This is a genomic window from Curtobacterium sp. NPDC089991 (genome assembly GCF_044748425.1).
Classification (GTDB): Bacteria; Actinomycetota; Actinomycetes; order Actinomycetales; family Microbacteriaceae; genus Curtobacterium.
Genome location: NZ_JBIVGB010000001.1, coordinates 426,973 through 440,745, shown reverse-complemented (window position 1 = coordinate 440,745; position 13,773 = coordinate 426,973). Strand labels below are relative to the sequence as shown.

The following is a 13,773-nucleotide window of genomic DNA, read 5'->3' as shown; positions in this document are numbered from 1 at the left end:
CAGGGCGCTCACACCGGTGCCCGGTCGTCGAGGAGCCCGCGCAGGAGCTCGGCCGTGCGCTTCGGATCGCGCTCGGCCAGCGCGGAGATGTCCTGACGGCGGCGCTCGGCCGTGATCTCGTCGGTCGTCAGCACCTCGGTCGGCGGGTCACCGGCGGGCATCGTCGACAGCACGGCGGTGGGGGCGTCGCCGGCGCCGAGGGTCGCCCGGTCGGCGGCGCCGTCCATCGCGAGGGGCAGCTGGAACGTCTCGCCGGCGAAGGCGTCGAGTTCGCCGAGGTCGACGGCCTCGCGTTCCTGCTTCCGGCTGCGACGGGCGATGACGAACATCACGGCGATGAGCGCGAGCAGGATGCCGATGACGATGCCGGCGGTGCGGATCGACGACCACAGGGCTTCCTGCTGGTCGGCCTTCTGCTGCGCCTCGAGGGCCTTCGCGGCCTGGTCGGCGCCGCTGGTGTCGAAGTCCATCATCGCGACCTTGACCTGGTCGCCGCGGTCCTGGTCGACACCGGCGGCGGCCGACACCAGGTCGTTGATGCTCTGCAGGTTCGCGTTCTGCACGGCGTCGGCCTTCGAGTTCAGCGCGACCGAGATGGTCTGCCGGTCGAGGGACCCCGAGGGGATCTGCGTGGTCTCGGTGGTGTGGTCGACGGCGTTGTTCTTGGTCGCCGACTCGTTGGTGTAGCCGTCGTCACCGGTGCCGCTCGTGGCGGTGCCGTTCGGCACCGCGATGTTGTCCGGGCCGAGGACCCCGGTCGCACCGCTCGACGCCCCCGCGGCGCCGGAGCCGTACTGCTCGGTGGTGCTCGACTCGTTGAGCGCGACCGGACCGGAGGTCGGTGACGTGTAGCTCTCCGACGTGCGGGTGCCGGACTCCTGGTTCATCGTGCCGGAGACCACGACGGTCGCGTTGCCGGCGCCGAGGGTGGTGTCGAGCAGGTCCTGGATCTTCTTGCTCGTCGCGGCGTCGTAGTCGGCGGCCTGGTCGGCACCGCTGCCGGTCGCACCGGTCCCGACGGCGGACAGCGTCTGCCCCTTGGCGTCGACGACCGAGACGTCGGTGGTCTGCATGCCCTCGACCGAGGCGCTGGTCAGGTGCACGATCGCCTGCACCTGGTCGGTGCTCAGCTGCGTGCCGTTGTCGGTGGCGATGAAGACCGACGCCGTCGGGTCCTTCTCCTCGGACACGAACACGGACTTCTCCGGGATCGCGAGCTGCACGGTCGCGGTCTGCACGCCGTCCATCGCACCGATGGTCTTGGCGAGCTCGCCCTCCATCGCCCGCTTGTAGGTGACGTCCTGCTGGAACTCCGAGCTCGTCACGCCCATCTGGTCGAGCAGGGAGTAGCCGCCCTCGTTCGACGACGGCAGCCCGTTCGAGGCGGCCTTGAGACGCTCCGAGTACACCTGCGCCTGCGGCACCAGGATCGTCGCGCCACCGTCGGTGAGCTGGTACGGCACACCGTCGGTCTGCAGCTGGTCGGTGATGGAGCTCGCGTCGGCGGCGGCCAGCCCGGTGAAGAGCGGCGCGTAGGACGCCTTGCCGAGCCACGACGCCAGGGCGATCCCACCGAGCACGAGCGCGGCGATCACCAGGATCGCGATGGTGCGCTGGGCGGCGGAGAAGCCCTTCACGTACGCGGACAGGCGCGCGAAGACGTTCTTGACGGCGACGGGCATCAGGCCTGCATCCTCATGATCTCGTTGAACGCGTCGACGCCCTTGTTGCGGACGGCGGAGACGAGCTCGAGCGTGACCTGCGCGCGGGTGGCGGCGATGGTCGCGTCGTGGATGTCGTCGAGGTTGCCGGTGACGGCCTTGAGCGCGAGGGTCTTCGAGTCGCTCTGCAGCGCCTGCAGGCCGTCGACGGCGTTCCCGAGGCTGGCGGCGAACCCGCTGCCGTCGGTGCTGGTCGCACCGGCGGTGCCGGTGACGTCGCTGGAGGTGCCGGACACACTGGTCAGTGCGTTCGTCATCGCGTTGGTGGTCACACCGTTGACGGCGTCGATGGGCATCAGTTCTTCCCGATCTGCAGTGCCGCCTCGTAGGCGGTCTTGGCACGGTCGACCACGGCGGCGTTCGCCTGGTAGCCGCGCTGGGCCATGATGAGGTCCGCCATCTGCGTGCCGAGGTCGATGTCCGGCATGCGGACGTAACCCTCGTCGTTCGCGAGCGGGTTGTCCGGGTCGTAGGTCACGCGGCCGGCGGCGCTGCCGAACGCGGCGCCCTTGACGTAGGCGCCGGACACGCCGTTGCCCTCCTGGACCTCGACGTAGCGGGCCTGGAACGCGGTGTCGTCCATCGACTTCACGGTGTTCGCGTTCGCCATGTTGTCGGCGACGGCGTCGAGCCACTTCCGGTGCACGGTCATGCCGGTGCTCGCGATGCCGATCGCGTCGAAGGTCGTCACGAGTTCGTCCGCATCGCCGCACGGACGCTCGTGAGCTCGGAGTTCATCGCCTGCGTGGCGAACTGGTACCGGAGCACGGTGTCGACGTTGGAGAGCGTCTCCTCGTCGAGGTTGACGTTGTTGCCGTTCGTGTTCGTCGGCTCGAGGCTGCGGGCGACCGTCGGCGCGGTGTTCCCGCTGCCGTCGGTGATCGACTTCGCCAGGGCGTCCTCGAACTGGACCTTCTCGGCGTGGTAGTCCGGCGTGTTGATGTTCGCGATGTTGTTCGCGATCACCTTCTGGCGCATCGACAGACCGTCGAGTGCGCTCTGCAGCGCGACGCTCGTCACGGAATCGAACACGGTGGTCCCCTCGTCAGGCGTCGCCCGTGGGACGTCGCCGTGCGGTGGTGGCCGATCCGTGGCCGAACTGGTGAGCGATCCGTGCTCGTGTGGCGCTATCGGTGCCCGTCCCCGGCCGCGTTAGCCCTCGCCCCGAACGGGGGTGGCACCACTTCTGCGACAGACCACTCGTCGAACGACGCGTGCTTCGTCGCGGAACAGGTGTGGCGGGAGCGAGGGTCAGGCGGACGCGTCGAGGTAGACCGCGCCACGGGGCTCGCGGGTCGCGTCGACGGCGCGCAGCGCACCGAGGTGCTCGAGCGTCGCCCGTCGGTCCGACTCCAGTTCCGCGATGCGGTCGCGCTGCGCAGCGAGCAGCCGGGAGGCACGCCCCACCAACGCGCGCGGCACCGGACCCAGCCCGGCCGGCTCCGACCACCCCACCACGGCCGTGGGGTCGGCCGCCTGTCGGGCGGCGTCGTGCTCCAGGGAGTCGAGGAGGGCCTCCCAGGCGAGGCGGTGGTCGACCTGCTCGGGCGACACCACCGGCTCAGGCGACACCGAGGGCTCCGCCCGTCGACTGCTGGCGGGTCGGCGTCGCCGGCCGCGACGCGGCAGCGTCGTGCCACGACTGCCGCAGGGGTTCGAGGATCCGGATGCAGTCGCGCGTCGCCTGGACATCACGGTGCACGTTCGCGGTGATGAGGGACGTCGACGCGTAGTTGTAGACGGCGAGCAGGCCCTCGCCCCCGTCCCAGACGTCGATCCGCAGCGTGGACGACAGCTCGCCGACGATCGCCTGCGCGTGCAACAGCTGCTCGCGGGCGGCGTCCCAGTCGGCGCTGGTCTGTGCGGCCTCGGCGCGGTGCAGGTCGAGCAGCAACCGGTCGTAGAGCATCGTGACGAGCTGCGCCGGGGTGGCCGACAGGACGGCCTCGTTCGTGTACTGGGCGCGACGCTGGTCGGTCACGGTGCGGGGCTGCGCGGCCTGGCGGAAGGCAGCGGCCTGGAAGTCGAAGGTCATGGTGATCCCGTCAGCTCGTCGTCGCCGCGAGCTGGCTGGCGAGCCAGCTGGACTGGGACTGGAGCTTGCTGAGGCTGGTCTCGAGCGACGAGTACAGCGTCTGGAGCGATGCGCGGCGCATCGTGAGTCGGTCGGTCCAGCTGTCGATCTGGGTGTTGAGGTCCTTGGCGACCGCCTGCTGGCCGGTGATCGTCGTGGTGATGGACCCGTCGTACTTGTCGGACGCGGCGGTGGCGGCGGCACCGACGTTCGCGGCGACGCCGGACAGCATCGCCTGCGTGCCCTCGGGGTCGGTGGCGAGGGCCTTCTGGAATACCTCGGCGTCGAAGGTGAAGCTGCCGTCCTTGGTGATCGAGATGCCGATCGACGACGGCGACTTCCCGCCGACGGGCGCCGACATGGTGCTGCCCAGGCGCTGCACGGCGTCGCGCGTGGTGCCGTCGCCCATCAGGACCCCGGCGGTCGTGGTCGTCGACCCGCTGGTGGCACTCGTGCTGCTCGTCACCGCGGTGTTCGTCTTGTAGTAGGCCGAGACCGCGTTCATCGCGTCGACGAGTCCGGACGCCACGGACTGGGCCTTCGTGGTGTCCTGCGCGACGCCGACCGTGACCGGGTCCGTCGAGGCCCTCGACACGGTGACACTGAGCCCGGGGACCAGGTCGGTGAACGTGTTCGTCGCGCTCGTGATCGTCTGCTCGGCGGCGGTGCCGGCCCACAGCGTGACGCTGGCGTCCTTCGCCTGGGCGACGACCGCGGCGCCGACCTCGGTCAGCACGTTCGTCGCGGTGCCCGCGGTCACCTGGTCGGCGGTCCCCCGGTACACCTCGAAGCCACCCGCGGCCCCGGTCTTGGCGGACGTGAGCTGCAGCCGGTAGAGCTTGGTGCCGTCGGCGGCCGCACCCGCGGCGACCTTCGTGGCGGTGACGCCGGCCCCGGACTTGTTGATCGCCGACACCGTGTCGTCGAGGGAGCCCGACGACGGCGTGACGGTGGTCTTCGTGCCGTCGGCACCCACCAGGGTGATCGGTTCGGCAGCGGCCGACCACGTGGACATCGCGGCGGTGACCCCGACCTGGGCGGACGCGGTCGAACCGACGCTGAACGTCAGCGACCCGGCGCTCGCGTTCGTGCCGGTGACGGCGGTGACGCCCGACGACGAGCTCGTGGCCGTGAACAGGTCGAGAGAGGTCGCCTTGGCGGCGTCCTTCGCCTTGGTCGCGAGGGCCTGCACCAACCCGTTGATCGTCTGCAGTGACGAGATGAACGAGTTGGTGCTCGTGAGCTTGTTCTTGAGCAGGGTCTGCGGCACGCCCTCGACGCTCATCAACGAGTTGATGAGGTCGGTCGTCTTGAGCCCGCTGACGAGCCCGTCGATCGCGAGGCTGGTGCTCGAGGACACGGACGATGACATCGTCGACACTCCCTGGCGTCGTGGGGATGGTCAGGAGGGCGACGCCGCCTCCCGGGAAGCCTGAACGATCCCGGAAGGCGGCGTCGTGGGTGCTAGCGCAGGAGCGAGAGCACGCCCTGCGTGCTCTGGTTCGCCTGCGCGAGCATCGACGTGCCGGCCTGGCTGAGGATGTTGTCGCGCGTGTACTTGACCATCTCCTCGGCCATGTCGACGTCGGTGATGCGCGAACCGGCAGCGGTGAGGTTCTCCTTGGCCACGTTCGTCACGTTGATGGCGTGGTCGAAGCGGTTCTGGACAGCACCGATACTCGAACGTGCCGAGGACACGTACTTGATCTGCTCGTCGATCGCGGTGATGGCGGCCTGAGCGTTCGTCGCGCTGTCGAAGGTGAGGGCGCCGACAGCGGTCGACACGGACTCCACGTTGGACTTCGACAGGTCGACGTCGATCTGGCTCGCCGCGTCGCCGTTGGCGCCGACCTGGAACTTCAGGACGCCTGCGGTGCCGGCGGAGCCGTCGAGCAGGTTGATGCCGTTGAAGTTGGTCGACTGCGAGATGCGGGTGAGCTCCTTGGTGAGCTCGCCGACCTCGGTGGTGATCGCCTTGCGCGAGTCCTCGTTGTTCGAGTCGTTACCGGCCTGGACGGCCAGGTCGCGCATGCGCTGGAGGATCGAGTGGGTCTCGGTGAGGCCACCTTCAGCGGTCTGCACGACGGAGATGCCGTCCTGCGCGTTGCGGGCGGCGACCGTGAGGCCACCGACCTGGGACTTCAGCCCCTCGGAGATCGACAGACCGGCCGCGTCGTCGGCAGCACGGTTGATGCGGAGACCCGACGAGAGCTTCTCGAGGGACTTCGACAGGTCGTTCTGCGTCGAGTTGAGGTTCCGGTACGTGTTGAGTGCCGAGAGGTTGGTGTTGATGGACATACCCATGGTGGTTTCCTCCGTGAATGCTGGGTCGTACTACAGCCCGTCCGTGGGCTGACGTGGATGACTCTCGACCGGGTGCCGGGAGTCGTTAGGGAATCGACGGAAATACCCGTCGACGGTTCAGCTCGCCGCCACGGCGACCGGCGCGGTCGCGTCGTGGACGGCACGTGCGACGCCGGCAGCGGCGTTCGACGCGACGCGTGCGAGGTAGGCGCTCCGGCGGGCCGCGGTGGTGCGCGAGGCGGGTTCGGCGGCGGCCCCGCCGTCGCCGTAGTGGGCGGCCAGTCCGTCGCGGAGCAGGCGCATCGCCTCGGAGCGCTGCTGCGAGACGGCGGAGTGCGTGATGCCGAGTTCCGCGGCGACGTCGGTCACCGAGCGGTCCCCGAAGTAGACGGCCTCGACGACGAAGCGCATCCGCTCGGGCAGTGCCTCGACGGCTGCGCGCAGGTAGCGGCGCTTCTCGGTCTCGAGCAGGTCGTCGCCGGGCAACGGCAGGTCGGCTGCGACGAGGTCGTGCACGGTCTCGTCGAGGGGCGCGACAATGCGGGCCGCGTCGCTCATGGCATCCGAGGCGGTCTGCCGGTCGACACCCATCGCGTCCGCGATCTCCTGCACGCCGACGCTCCGGCCGAGTCGGGCGGACAGGGCCTCCTGCGTGGCGAGGGTCTCGCGGATCCGCTTCCGGGTGCCACGAGACGCCCAGTCGGCCGAGCGCATGTCGTCGGCGAGGGCTCCGGCGATCCGGGTCCGGGCGTAGGCGCCGAAGGGGACGCCGAGGGTGGGGTCGAACGCGTCGGCAGCGGCGACGAGCGCGAGGGAGCCGACGGCGGCGAGGTCGTCGCGGTCCAGGTGCGTGGCACGGGAGCGGACGTCGGCGACGATGTAGCCCACGAGCGGGAGGTGCTCCACGATCATCGCGTTGCGTGCGGTGCGGTCCATGCTGATCCCCTGATCGACCTGACGTGACTGTCTCGACTCACCCGTCCCTGGGCACGACGGACGCCGGCTTCGGATGGCCGGTGCGTACGCCGAAGACCCGCCCGGTTCCCTCCGAGCGGTGCACCCCGCGCCTCGTTCGCGCGGTTCGAGGTCGCCCTCGTGGTGCGTTCCGAATGTATCGGCTGGCAATGTCCTGAACAGGGGTTCATCCGTCCCCAGTGCGGGGGCATTTGCGGTGTTTCCCGGTCGGCATTTGGGGGGACCCAGCGCGTAGAACGACCGTTCCCGTCCCCCGGACGGGAGGCATCCGCTGGTGCGCATCGCGCCAGCGATGCCGGATGCCTCCGGGCGAGCCTGCGAGCACGGCGCCGAAGACCAGCCAGCTCCACTTACGCGCCACCACCCGCGGTCGATAGGTCTCGGTGTCCGCCGGATGGTGGACCCGAAGACCCGAACACCCGACGACGACCCACACGGGAGGAGCTGATGAGCGTGAACGACCTGTCCGCCGTGCTCTGGCGCGAACGCGAACTGCTCGAGCTGCTCACCTTCAAGCTCGAAGAGGAGCAGCTCCTGCTCACTGCGGGCCGTTCCCGTTGGGTGTCGCACGCCAGCCGCGAGGTCGAGCAGGTCCTCGAACGACTCCGCAGCACCGGACTCGAGCGCGCCGCGTCGAGTGCCGAGGTCGCCGAGGAGTGGGGCGTCCCCGCCGATGCACCACTGCGCGACGTCGTCGCCGCAGCGCCGAACGGCCCGTGGGGCGAGATCCTCGCCGCGCACCTGACCGCGATGGTCGAGCTGACCACCCAGATCGGCGCCCTGCGCGACGAGAACGACCGCTTCCTGCGCACCGCAGCCCAGGCCACCGAGGAGACCCTCGCCGGCACGGTGACGACCGCCGCGACCTACGACGCCTCGGGCACCTCCGGTTCCGGCTCCGACGGCGCCCGCCTGTTCGAGGGGACCCTGTAACCCCGTGGTCAGCACCTTCGGCTCCCTCGCCACCGCGTACTCCGGCCTCGCCGCGGCCCGCGCCGGCATCGACGTCACCGGCCAGAACATCGCGAACGCCGGCACCGCCGGGTACACGCGGCAGCGCGTCACGCAGAACTCGATCCCGGCGACGCAGACCGGGTTCATGCGCGGCACCGCCGCCCTCGCCGGTCAGGGCGTCTCCGTCGACGGCATCGCCCGCCTGGCATCGCTGACGCTCGACGTCGGCGTCCGGGTCGCCGCGGGGTCCTCCGCCTACGCCGACGCCCGTGCGACGGCACTGTCCGCCCTCGAGACCGGCCTGCACGAGCCCGGCAAGGACGGCCTGAGCGCCAAGCTCGATGCCTTCTGGTCGTCGTGGAGCGAACTCGCCAGCCACCCCGACGACCCGGGTGCCGCCAGCGCCGTCATCGGCGCAGCGGGCACCGTCGCCTCGGCCCTGGCCGCCGGGTCGAAGGCCGTCGACGCGCAGTGGTCCTCGGTCCGGGGCACCGCGGCCGGCCAGGTGACCCAGCTGAACGACGCCGCGAAGCAGGTGGCCGACCTCAACGGGCGGATCCGCACCGCACTGGCCTCCGGCGGCAACGCCAACGAACTCCTTGACCAGCGCGACCAGCTCACCGAGCAGATCGCCACGCTCGCCGGGGGGACGACCCGCACCAACGCGGACGGCACGGTCGACGTGCTGCTCGGCGGCAACCCGCTCGTGCAGGGCACCGACGCCCGCGCCGTCGCCCTCGGCGGTGGCGAACGCCTCGCCGACGGCGCCGCGGTCACCCTGACCTGGACCTCCGGCAGCGCCGGCGCGGTGTCCCTGAGCGGCGGGTCGATCGGTGGCGCCCTCGCCGTCCTCGCCCCGGCGAACGGGAACGGCACGGGCGGCGCGCTCGCCCAGGCTGCCGCGTCCTACGACGCCGTCGCGACCCAGCTCGCCACCACGGTCAACGCCGTGCACGCCACCGGCACCACCCCGGCCGGCACCACCGGCACCGCGTTCTTCGCCCTCGCGGCGGGCGTCCCCGCAGCGCAGGGCCTGTCCGTCGTCCCGACGGACGGCACCGGCCTGGCGACGCGGAACGCGGCGGGGCAGCTCGACGACTCGTTCGCCGACGCGCTCTCGCGACTCGGCACGGGCCCTGGAGCCGCCGACACGACCTGGGCGACGTTCGTGGCGGGGGTGGGCACCGCCTCCCGGTCGGCCGCGACGGAGTCGACGCTCACCGGACTCGCCCTGACCAACGCGCGCACCCAGCAGCAGTCGAGCGCCGGTGTCGACCTCGACGAGGAGAACGTGAACCTGCTGAGCTACCAGCACGCGTACCAGGGCGCGGCACGCGTCCTGACCGCCGTCGACGAGATGCTCGACACCATCATCAACCGCGTCGGACTCGTCGGGAGGGGCTGATCGTGATCACCCGGGTGACCACCCAGATGTCGATGGCCGCGGCCTCGGCACGGCTGCAGACCGGTGCGGCGCGCGTGGCGCAGCTGACCGAGCAGGCCACCACGCTGCAGGCGATCCAGAAGCCGTCGGACGACCCGGTCGGCACCGCGTCGTCGATGCAGGTGCGCAAGGAGCAGGCCGCCGCCGCGCAGTACACGCGCAACGCGAACGACGCCGTGGCCTGGCTCGCGACCACCGACAGCGCCCTGTCCAGCGTCTACTCGGTGCTGAACAGCGTTCGGGACCTGACCGTGCAGGCGGCGAACTCCGGCACCATGAGCGACACCGACCGCGACGCCTTCGTCACGCAGTTCCAGTCGCTGAAGTCCGACCTCGAGGCACGGGCCAACACGACCTACGGCACCCGCTCGGTCTTCGCCGGTGCCTCGACCGCCGCCGCCGCGTACGACCCGGCGACCGGGTGGGCGACTTCCGGCACGGACGTCTCCCGCCGGATCGGTGACGGCACCACCGTGCGCGTCGACACCGCCGGGGCCGACGTCTTCGGCACCGGCGCGTCGTCGGTGTTCGGGGTGCTCGACTCCATCGTCAGCGACCTGCAGAACGGGGTGAACGTGAACGCGCGGATCAACGACGTCGACGGCGCGCTCGGGGCCGTCCGCGGCGCCCAGGCCGACGTCGGCGTCCGGCACGCGACCGCCCTCGCTGCGCAGGACTCGCTGAAGACGGCAGCCGTCTCGCTCGAGAACCGCCGCGCCGGCATCGAGGACGTCGACCTCGCCAAGGCCGTCCTCGACCTGCAGGTGCAGCAGACCAACTACCAGGCAGCCCTCGCCGTCACCGCGAAGGTCCTGCAGCCGACCCTGATGGACTACCTCCGATGAGCATCTCCCTGACCTTCGCCGTCCCGCCGTTCGGCCTGTCCCCCGCACCGGTCTTCACGCTGACCCCGGTGGACGGCGCCGAGGGCCTGTTCACCCTCGTCGGGGGTTCCTCGCGCTTGTTCGTGCTCGACGCCGCGGTGCACCTGCCGGCCTACGCGCCCGAGCTCACCGACGAGCAGGCCGCGGGGCTCGAGCTGACCGACCCCGCCGACGCCATGCTGCTCGTGGTGGCGAACCCCGGCGCGTCCGGGACGACCGTCAACCTGCTCGCGCCGATCGTCGTGAACGCCCGGACCGCCGTGGGCGCGCAGCTCATCCTGGAGGACCAGGACCTGCCGCTGCGGGCGGAGCTCGCGCGGGCGTAGGTGCTGCGGGGGGCTGGCGGCTGCAGGAGCTGCCTGGTCGACTCGGAACGACGTCCTCGATGTCGTACGACATCAAGTTCGTCGCACCCGCGCGTGCGCAACAGTTGCACGCGCCGCCCGACGACAACATCGACGTCGTGCGACATCGATGTTGTCGCACCTTGCACGGGCGTCGGTCCGGCATCGAACACGCGTACGCCCTCGGCCCGGGGCACCGATCCCCGCAGGCCCCTGTCACCCGTCTACCCCGAACGACGTCCTCGATGTCGTACGACATCGAGTTCGTCGCACCCGCGCGGGTGCAACAGTTGCACGCCCCGCCCGACGACAACATCGACGTCGTGCGCCATCGATGTTGTCGCGCCGTGCGTCCGCCTCATCCCTCCACAGACTGGAGGCCCGGCTCGTTTCCCACAGATCGTCGCTCCGTACCGACATGGTCGGCTCGCACCGCCGATCGTTGAGACATGAACGACCGAGTCCTGGCCATCCCCCTCATCCGCACCGGCGACCATCCGAGCGCTGAACGGCGTGCGCTCCAGCGTCGCGTGCATCGCGGCTCGCTTGCCTCGATTCGGCCCGGCGTGCTGGTCGATCCGTCGCTCGTACAGGGGCTGCGGAGCGAAGACCGTCTGCTCCTGCTCGTCCGGGCGACGGTCCCGTCGGTCGGACTGCCCCGGGCGTTCTCGCACTCCTCCGCGGCAACCGTGCACCGGCTGCCCTTCACCGCAGCGGCTCCCGACCGAGTCGAGGTCGTCGACCCTCGGTTGACCAGGCCGGACACCACGGCGCTTGCCCGGGTCAGACCGGGGCATGCGATCGACGACTCCGGCGGACGATGGGCAGGGACGCCGCCGACCGTGCCGATCGAGATCGACGGGGCACCGGTGACGTCGTTGGTCCGGACGCTCGTCGATCTCTCGGCCACCGCACCGTTGGACCAGGCCGTTCCGATGATCGATCAGGCGCTGCGCGAGCGACGGGTCCTGCCGGAGATGCTCCGCGACGAACTCTCGTCCCACGAGCGCAAGGGGTCCGAGAAGGCGGGGGTGGCGATCGGGATGGGGTCGGCGCTGTCGGGGTCGCCGGCGGAGTCGGTGTGCCGGGTACGCTTCCGGCAGATCGGGGCACCGGAGCCGGTGCAGCAGTACGAGTTCCGACGGACCGGAGGTGGGACGGCCGTCGTGGACTTCTGGTTCCCGGATCAGGGCGTCGTGGTCGAGGTCGACGGCCGCGCGAAGTACGAGGACCCGACGATGCTCGAGGGGCGGAGCACCGCCGAGGCGCACTGGCAGGAGAAGCGTCGCGAGGACTTCGTCCGGTCGTTCCCCGAGGTCCGGTTCGTCATCCGGTTGTCGTGGGCTGACCTCATGCAGCCCGACCGCGTGCGTGCAGCACTCCGCCGGGCGGGTGTCCCGTGCCGGTGACGCGCAGGCGGGCGGCTCCGAGGGCCCGGCCGGGATCAGCGGCTCGGCGCCTTCGGGTGGTGTGCACGCTGCCGTTCGACCACGAGCGGTGCACTCGGCACGCCACCGCCGACGATCACTTCGCCGGTGCCGACCCGCACGCCGTGGACCCGCCCGACACCCTTCACCACACCGGCCCGCCGATCGGGGTCGGGCTCGCGGTGGTCGCCCCGGCTGCGAGCTCGGCGTCACGGACGGCGACCGTCCCGAGCACCTGCGCACCGGCACCGAGCTCGGTGGGGCCCTCGACGAGGCAGCCGCCCGACAACCGAGCGCCGTCCCCCACGAGCACGTCCGCCCCGGTGGCCGTGATCGTGACGGGCCCCGGGCCCAGTTCGGCAGCGGAACCGATGGTCACCCGGGCCGCGGTGGCGACGACGGTGACCTGGCCCGGACCGAGCCGCGCGCCGGATGCGACGGCGATCGAACCCCCGGCACGCGTCTCGAGCACGACTCCGGGGTACAGCACCACCCCGGCTGCAAGGGTGACGTCCGCGCCGACGAGCACGGAGCCGGGGTCGAGCACCACGACCTCGGGCAGCAAGCCGCGCACCTCGGCGACCGTCAGGAACCCGGAGGCCCGACGAGCGTCGTCAGCCGGACCGGGCGCACCGTCGATGTCCATCCAGCGAGCCTCCCACATGCCCGGCGTACGGTGAGCGCATGGCCCGCTCCCCGAAGGACCAGGCGATCGTGCCGCTGCCGAACGCCCAGGTCTCCCCCATGCCCGACGACTCCCGAACCCCGCAGCCGCAACAACCCGGCGGGTGGGTCAAGTGGCTCGACCGTGCCATCAGCGTCCAGCGCCCGGTGGTCGTGGCGCACGTCAACGCGATCCGCCGACGCAAGCCGGACGCCACCCCCGCCGAGGTCATCCAGATCCTCGAGCGGCAGTACCTCACCGCGGTCACCACCGGTGGCGCAGCGGTCGGTGCGAGCGCGGTCATCCCGGGCGTCGGGATGGTGGCCGCCCTCGGGCTGAGCGGCGCGGAGACGGTCGGGTTCCTCGAGACCACCGCGCTGTTCGCCCAGTCGGTGACCGAGGTGCACGGCATCGCCCTGGATGACCCCGAACGGGCACGGACCCTGGTGATGGCGATGATCCTCGGTGCTCCGGGCACACAGCTCATCAAGCAGCTCGGCGGGCAGATCGCCGGCGGTCAGGCGCGCACGGCGTTCTGGGGCGAGATGGTGACCTCGTCCCTGCCGAAGCAGGTCGTCAACGGCCTCGGCGGGCAGGTCCGCGACCAGTTCATCAAGCGGTTCGCAGTGCGTCAGGGGACGTCGGTGCTCGGCCGTGCACTGCCGTTCGGGATCGGCGCAGCCGTCGGCGGGCTCGGCAACCACGCGCTCGGGCGGAAGGTCATCCAGTCCTCGCGGACCGGGTTCGGGCCACCGTCGGCACACTTCCCGATCATCCTCGAGCCCAAGCCCGCGAAGCCCGAGAAGCAGCCCAAGGACAAGCAGCCCAAGGAGAAGCAGCTGAAGGAGCCCAAGCAGCCCAAGCAGCAGAAGCAACTCGGCTGGCGCCGCGGCTCCGCGAAGGACGAGGACCTCTGGTCGGAGACGCCCGAGCGCTGAGCCGGGCGGCAGGCCCGATCAGAACGGCCGAGGCCCGATCAGAA

At 71.0% G+C, this 13,773-nt stretch carries 16 protein-coding genes; 6 read left to right on the top strand and 10 right to left on the bottom strand.

Annotated features, from left to right (window positions below):
• Nucleotides 1-8: 8 nt before the first annotated feature.
• From fliF to ACIPV1_RS01985, 9 genes are all read right to left on the bottom strand, one after another.
• Nucleotides 9-1,682 (bottom strand): flagellar basal-body MS-ring/collar protein FliF, encoded by a 1,674-nt coding sequence (gene fliF / locus ACIPV1_RS02025; protein ID WP_131879951.1) that lies wholly within the window; start codon nt 1,680-1,682, stop codon nt 9-11.
• Complete coding sequence (gene fliE, locus ACIPV1_RS02020) at nt 1,682-2,017, bottom strand: flagellar hook-basal body complex protein FliE (RefSeq protein ID WP_123338355.1); 336 nt, start codon at nt 2,015-2,017, stop codon at nt 1,682-1,684. Before fliE ends, fliF begins: the two co-directional genes overlap by 1 nt.
• Nucleotides 2,017-2,412, bottom strand: coding sequence for a flagellar basal body rod protein FlgC (locus ACIPV1_RS02015; RefSeq protein WP_235035933.1), 396 nt, complete (start codon nt 2,410-2,412; stop codon nt 2,017-2,019). The genes fliE and ACIPV1_RS02015 overlap by 1 nt, the downstream gene beginning before the upstream one ends.
• Nucleotides 2,409-2,753: a flagellar basal body protein gene (locus tag ACIPV1_RS02010; protein WP_123938149.1), complete on the bottom strand. Its 345-nt coding sequence runs from the start codon at nt 2,751-2,753 to the stop codon at nt 2,409-2,411. The genes ACIPV1_RS02015 and ACIPV1_RS02010 overlap by 4 nt, the downstream gene beginning before the upstream one ends.
• Nucleotides 2,754-2,972: 219 nt before the next feature.
• Nucleotides 2,973-3,293 carry a hypothetical protein gene (locus ACIPV1_RS02005; protein WP_402725677.1) on the bottom strand — a complete coding sequence of 107 codons (321 nt, stop codon included), beginning with the start codon at nt 3,291-3,293 and terminating at the stop codon, nt 2,973-2,975.
• Nucleotides 3,283-3,756 carry a flagellar export chaperone FliS gene (gene fliS / locus ACIPV1_RS02000; protein ID WP_402725676.1) on the bottom strand — a complete coding sequence of 158 codons (474 nt, stop codon included), beginning with the start codon at nt 3,754-3,756 and terminating at the stop codon, nt 3,283-3,285. Before fliS ends, ACIPV1_RS02005 begins: the two co-directional genes overlap by 11 nt.
• Nucleotides 3,757-3,766: 10 nt before the next feature.
• Nucleotides 3,767-5,155 (bottom strand): flagellar filament capping protein FliD, encoded by a 1,389-nt coding sequence (fliD, locus tag ACIPV1_RS01995; protein ID WP_243833985.1) that lies wholly within the window; start codon nt 5,153-5,155, stop codon nt 3,767-3,769.
• A gap of 104 nt (nt 5,156-5,259) precedes the next feature.
• Nucleotides 5,260-6,099, bottom strand: a complete 840-nt coding sequence (locus tag ACIPV1_RS01990) for a flagellin (RefSeq protein ID WP_181437623.1) — start codon at nt 6,097-6,099, stop codon at nt 5,260-5,262.
• Between the two features lie 117 nt (nt 6,100-6,216).
• The gene (locus tag ACIPV1_RS01985) at nt 6,217-7,035 is read right to left on the bottom strand and encodes a sigma-70 family RNA polymerase sigma factor (protein WP_123938152.1); all 819 of its coding nucleotides are present in this window, start codon (nt 7,033-7,035) and stop codon (nt 6,217-6,219) included.
• Between the two features lie 486 nt (nt 7,036-7,521).
• Between ACIPV1_RS01985 and ACIPV1_RS01980 the strand changes: the two genes are divergently transcribed.
• The 5 genes from ACIPV1_RS01980 to ACIPV1_RS01960 all read left to right on the top strand — a co-directional run bounded on the left by ACIPV1_RS01980 (nt 7,522) and on the right by ACIPV1_RS01960 (nt 12,109).
• Nucleotides 7,522-8,007 carry a flagellar protein FlgN gene (locus ACIPV1_RS01980; RefSeq protein WP_111086397.1) on the top strand — a complete coding sequence of 162 codons (486 nt, stop codon included), beginning with the start codon at nt 7,522-7,524 and terminating at the stop codon, nt 8,005-8,007.
• A 4-nt stretch (nt 8,008-8,011) separates the two neighbouring features.
• Nucleotides 8,012-9,433 (top strand): flagellar hook-associated protein FlgK, encoded by a 1,422-nt coding sequence (gene flgK, locus ACIPV1_RS01975; protein ID WP_402725675.1) that lies wholly within the window; start codon nt 8,012-8,014, stop codon nt 9,431-9,433.
• A 2-nt stretch (nt 9,434-9,435) separates the two neighbouring features.
• Nucleotides 9,436-10,317, top strand: a complete 882-nt coding sequence (gene flgL / locus ACIPV1_RS01970) for a flagellar hook-associated protein FlgL (protein WP_402725674.1) — start codon at nt 9,436-9,438, stop codon at nt 10,315-10,317.
• On the top strand, nt 10,314-10,682 hold the full coding sequence (gene fliW, locus ACIPV1_RS01965) for a flagellar assembly protein FliW (protein WP_123292713.1): 369 nt from the start codon (nt 10,314-10,316) through the stop codon (nt 10,680-10,682). Before flgL ends, fliW begins: the two co-directional genes overlap by 4 nt.
• Before the next feature lie 467 nt (nt 10,683-11,149).
• Nucleotides 11,150-12,109 (top strand): hypothetical protein, encoded by a 960-nt coding sequence (locus ACIPV1_RS01960; protein ID WP_402725673.1) that lies wholly within the window; start codon nt 11,150-11,152, stop codon nt 12,107-12,109.
• A 163-nt stretch (nt 12,110-12,272) separates the two neighbouring features.
• Here ACIPV1_RS01960 and ACIPV1_RS01955 read toward each other — a convergent pair whose 3' ends face one another.
• Entirely contained in the window at nt 12,273-12,773 is a 501-nt protein-coding gene (locus tag ACIPV1_RS01955; protein WP_402725672.1) for a hypothetical protein, read from the bottom strand.
• 38 nt (nt 12,774-12,811) lie between these two features.
• Here ACIPV1_RS01955 and ACIPV1_RS01950 point away from each other — a divergent pair, with 38 nt between their 5' ends.
• Nucleotides 12,812-13,729: a hypothetical protein gene (locus ACIPV1_RS01950; RefSeq protein WP_402725671.1), complete on the top strand. Its 918-nt coding sequence runs from the start codon at nt 12,812-12,814 to the stop codon at nt 13,727-13,729.
• The last annotated feature ends 44 nt before the right edge of the window (nt 13,730-13,773 follow it).

Coding starts and splice junctions, on each gene's coding strand:
- fliW (WP_123292713.1), top strand. CDS start 10,314: ATGAGCATCTCCCTGACCTTCGCCGTCCCGCCGTTCGGCCTGTCCCCC.
- ACIPV1_RS01960 (WP_402725673.1), top strand. CDS start 11,150: ATGAACGACCGAGTCCTGGCCATCCCCCTCATCCGCACCGGCGACCAT.
- ACIPV1_RS01985 (WP_123938152.1), bottom strand. CDS start 7,035: ATGGACCGCACCGCACGCAACGCGATGATCGTGGAGCACCTCCCGCTC.
- fliE (WP_123338355.1), bottom strand. CDS start 2,017: ATGCCCATCGACGCCGTCAACGGTGTGACCACCAACGCGATGACGAAC.
- ACIPV1_RS01950 (WP_402725671.1), top strand. CDS start 12,812: ATGGCCCGCTCCCCGAAGGACCAGGCGATCGTGCCGCTGCCGAACGCC.
- ACIPV1_RS01990 (WP_181437623.1), bottom strand. CDS start 6,099: ATGGGTATGTCCATCAACACCAACCTCTCGGCACTCAACACGTACCGG.
- ACIPV1_RS01980 (WP_111086397.1), top strand. CDS start 7,522: ATGAGCGTGAACGACCTGTCCGCCGTGCTCTGGCGCGAACGCGAACTG.
- fliS (WP_402725676.1), bottom strand. CDS start 3,756: ATGACCTTCGACTTCCAGGCCGCTGCCTTCCGCCAGGCCGCGCAGCCC.
- fliF (WP_131879951.1), bottom strand. CDS start 1,682: ATGCCCGTCGCCGTCAAGAACGTCTTCGCGCGCCTGTCCGCGTACGTG.
- ACIPV1_RS01955 (WP_402725672.1), bottom strand. CDS start 12,773: ATGGACATCGACGGTGCGCCCGGTCCGGCTGACGACGCTCGTCGGGCC.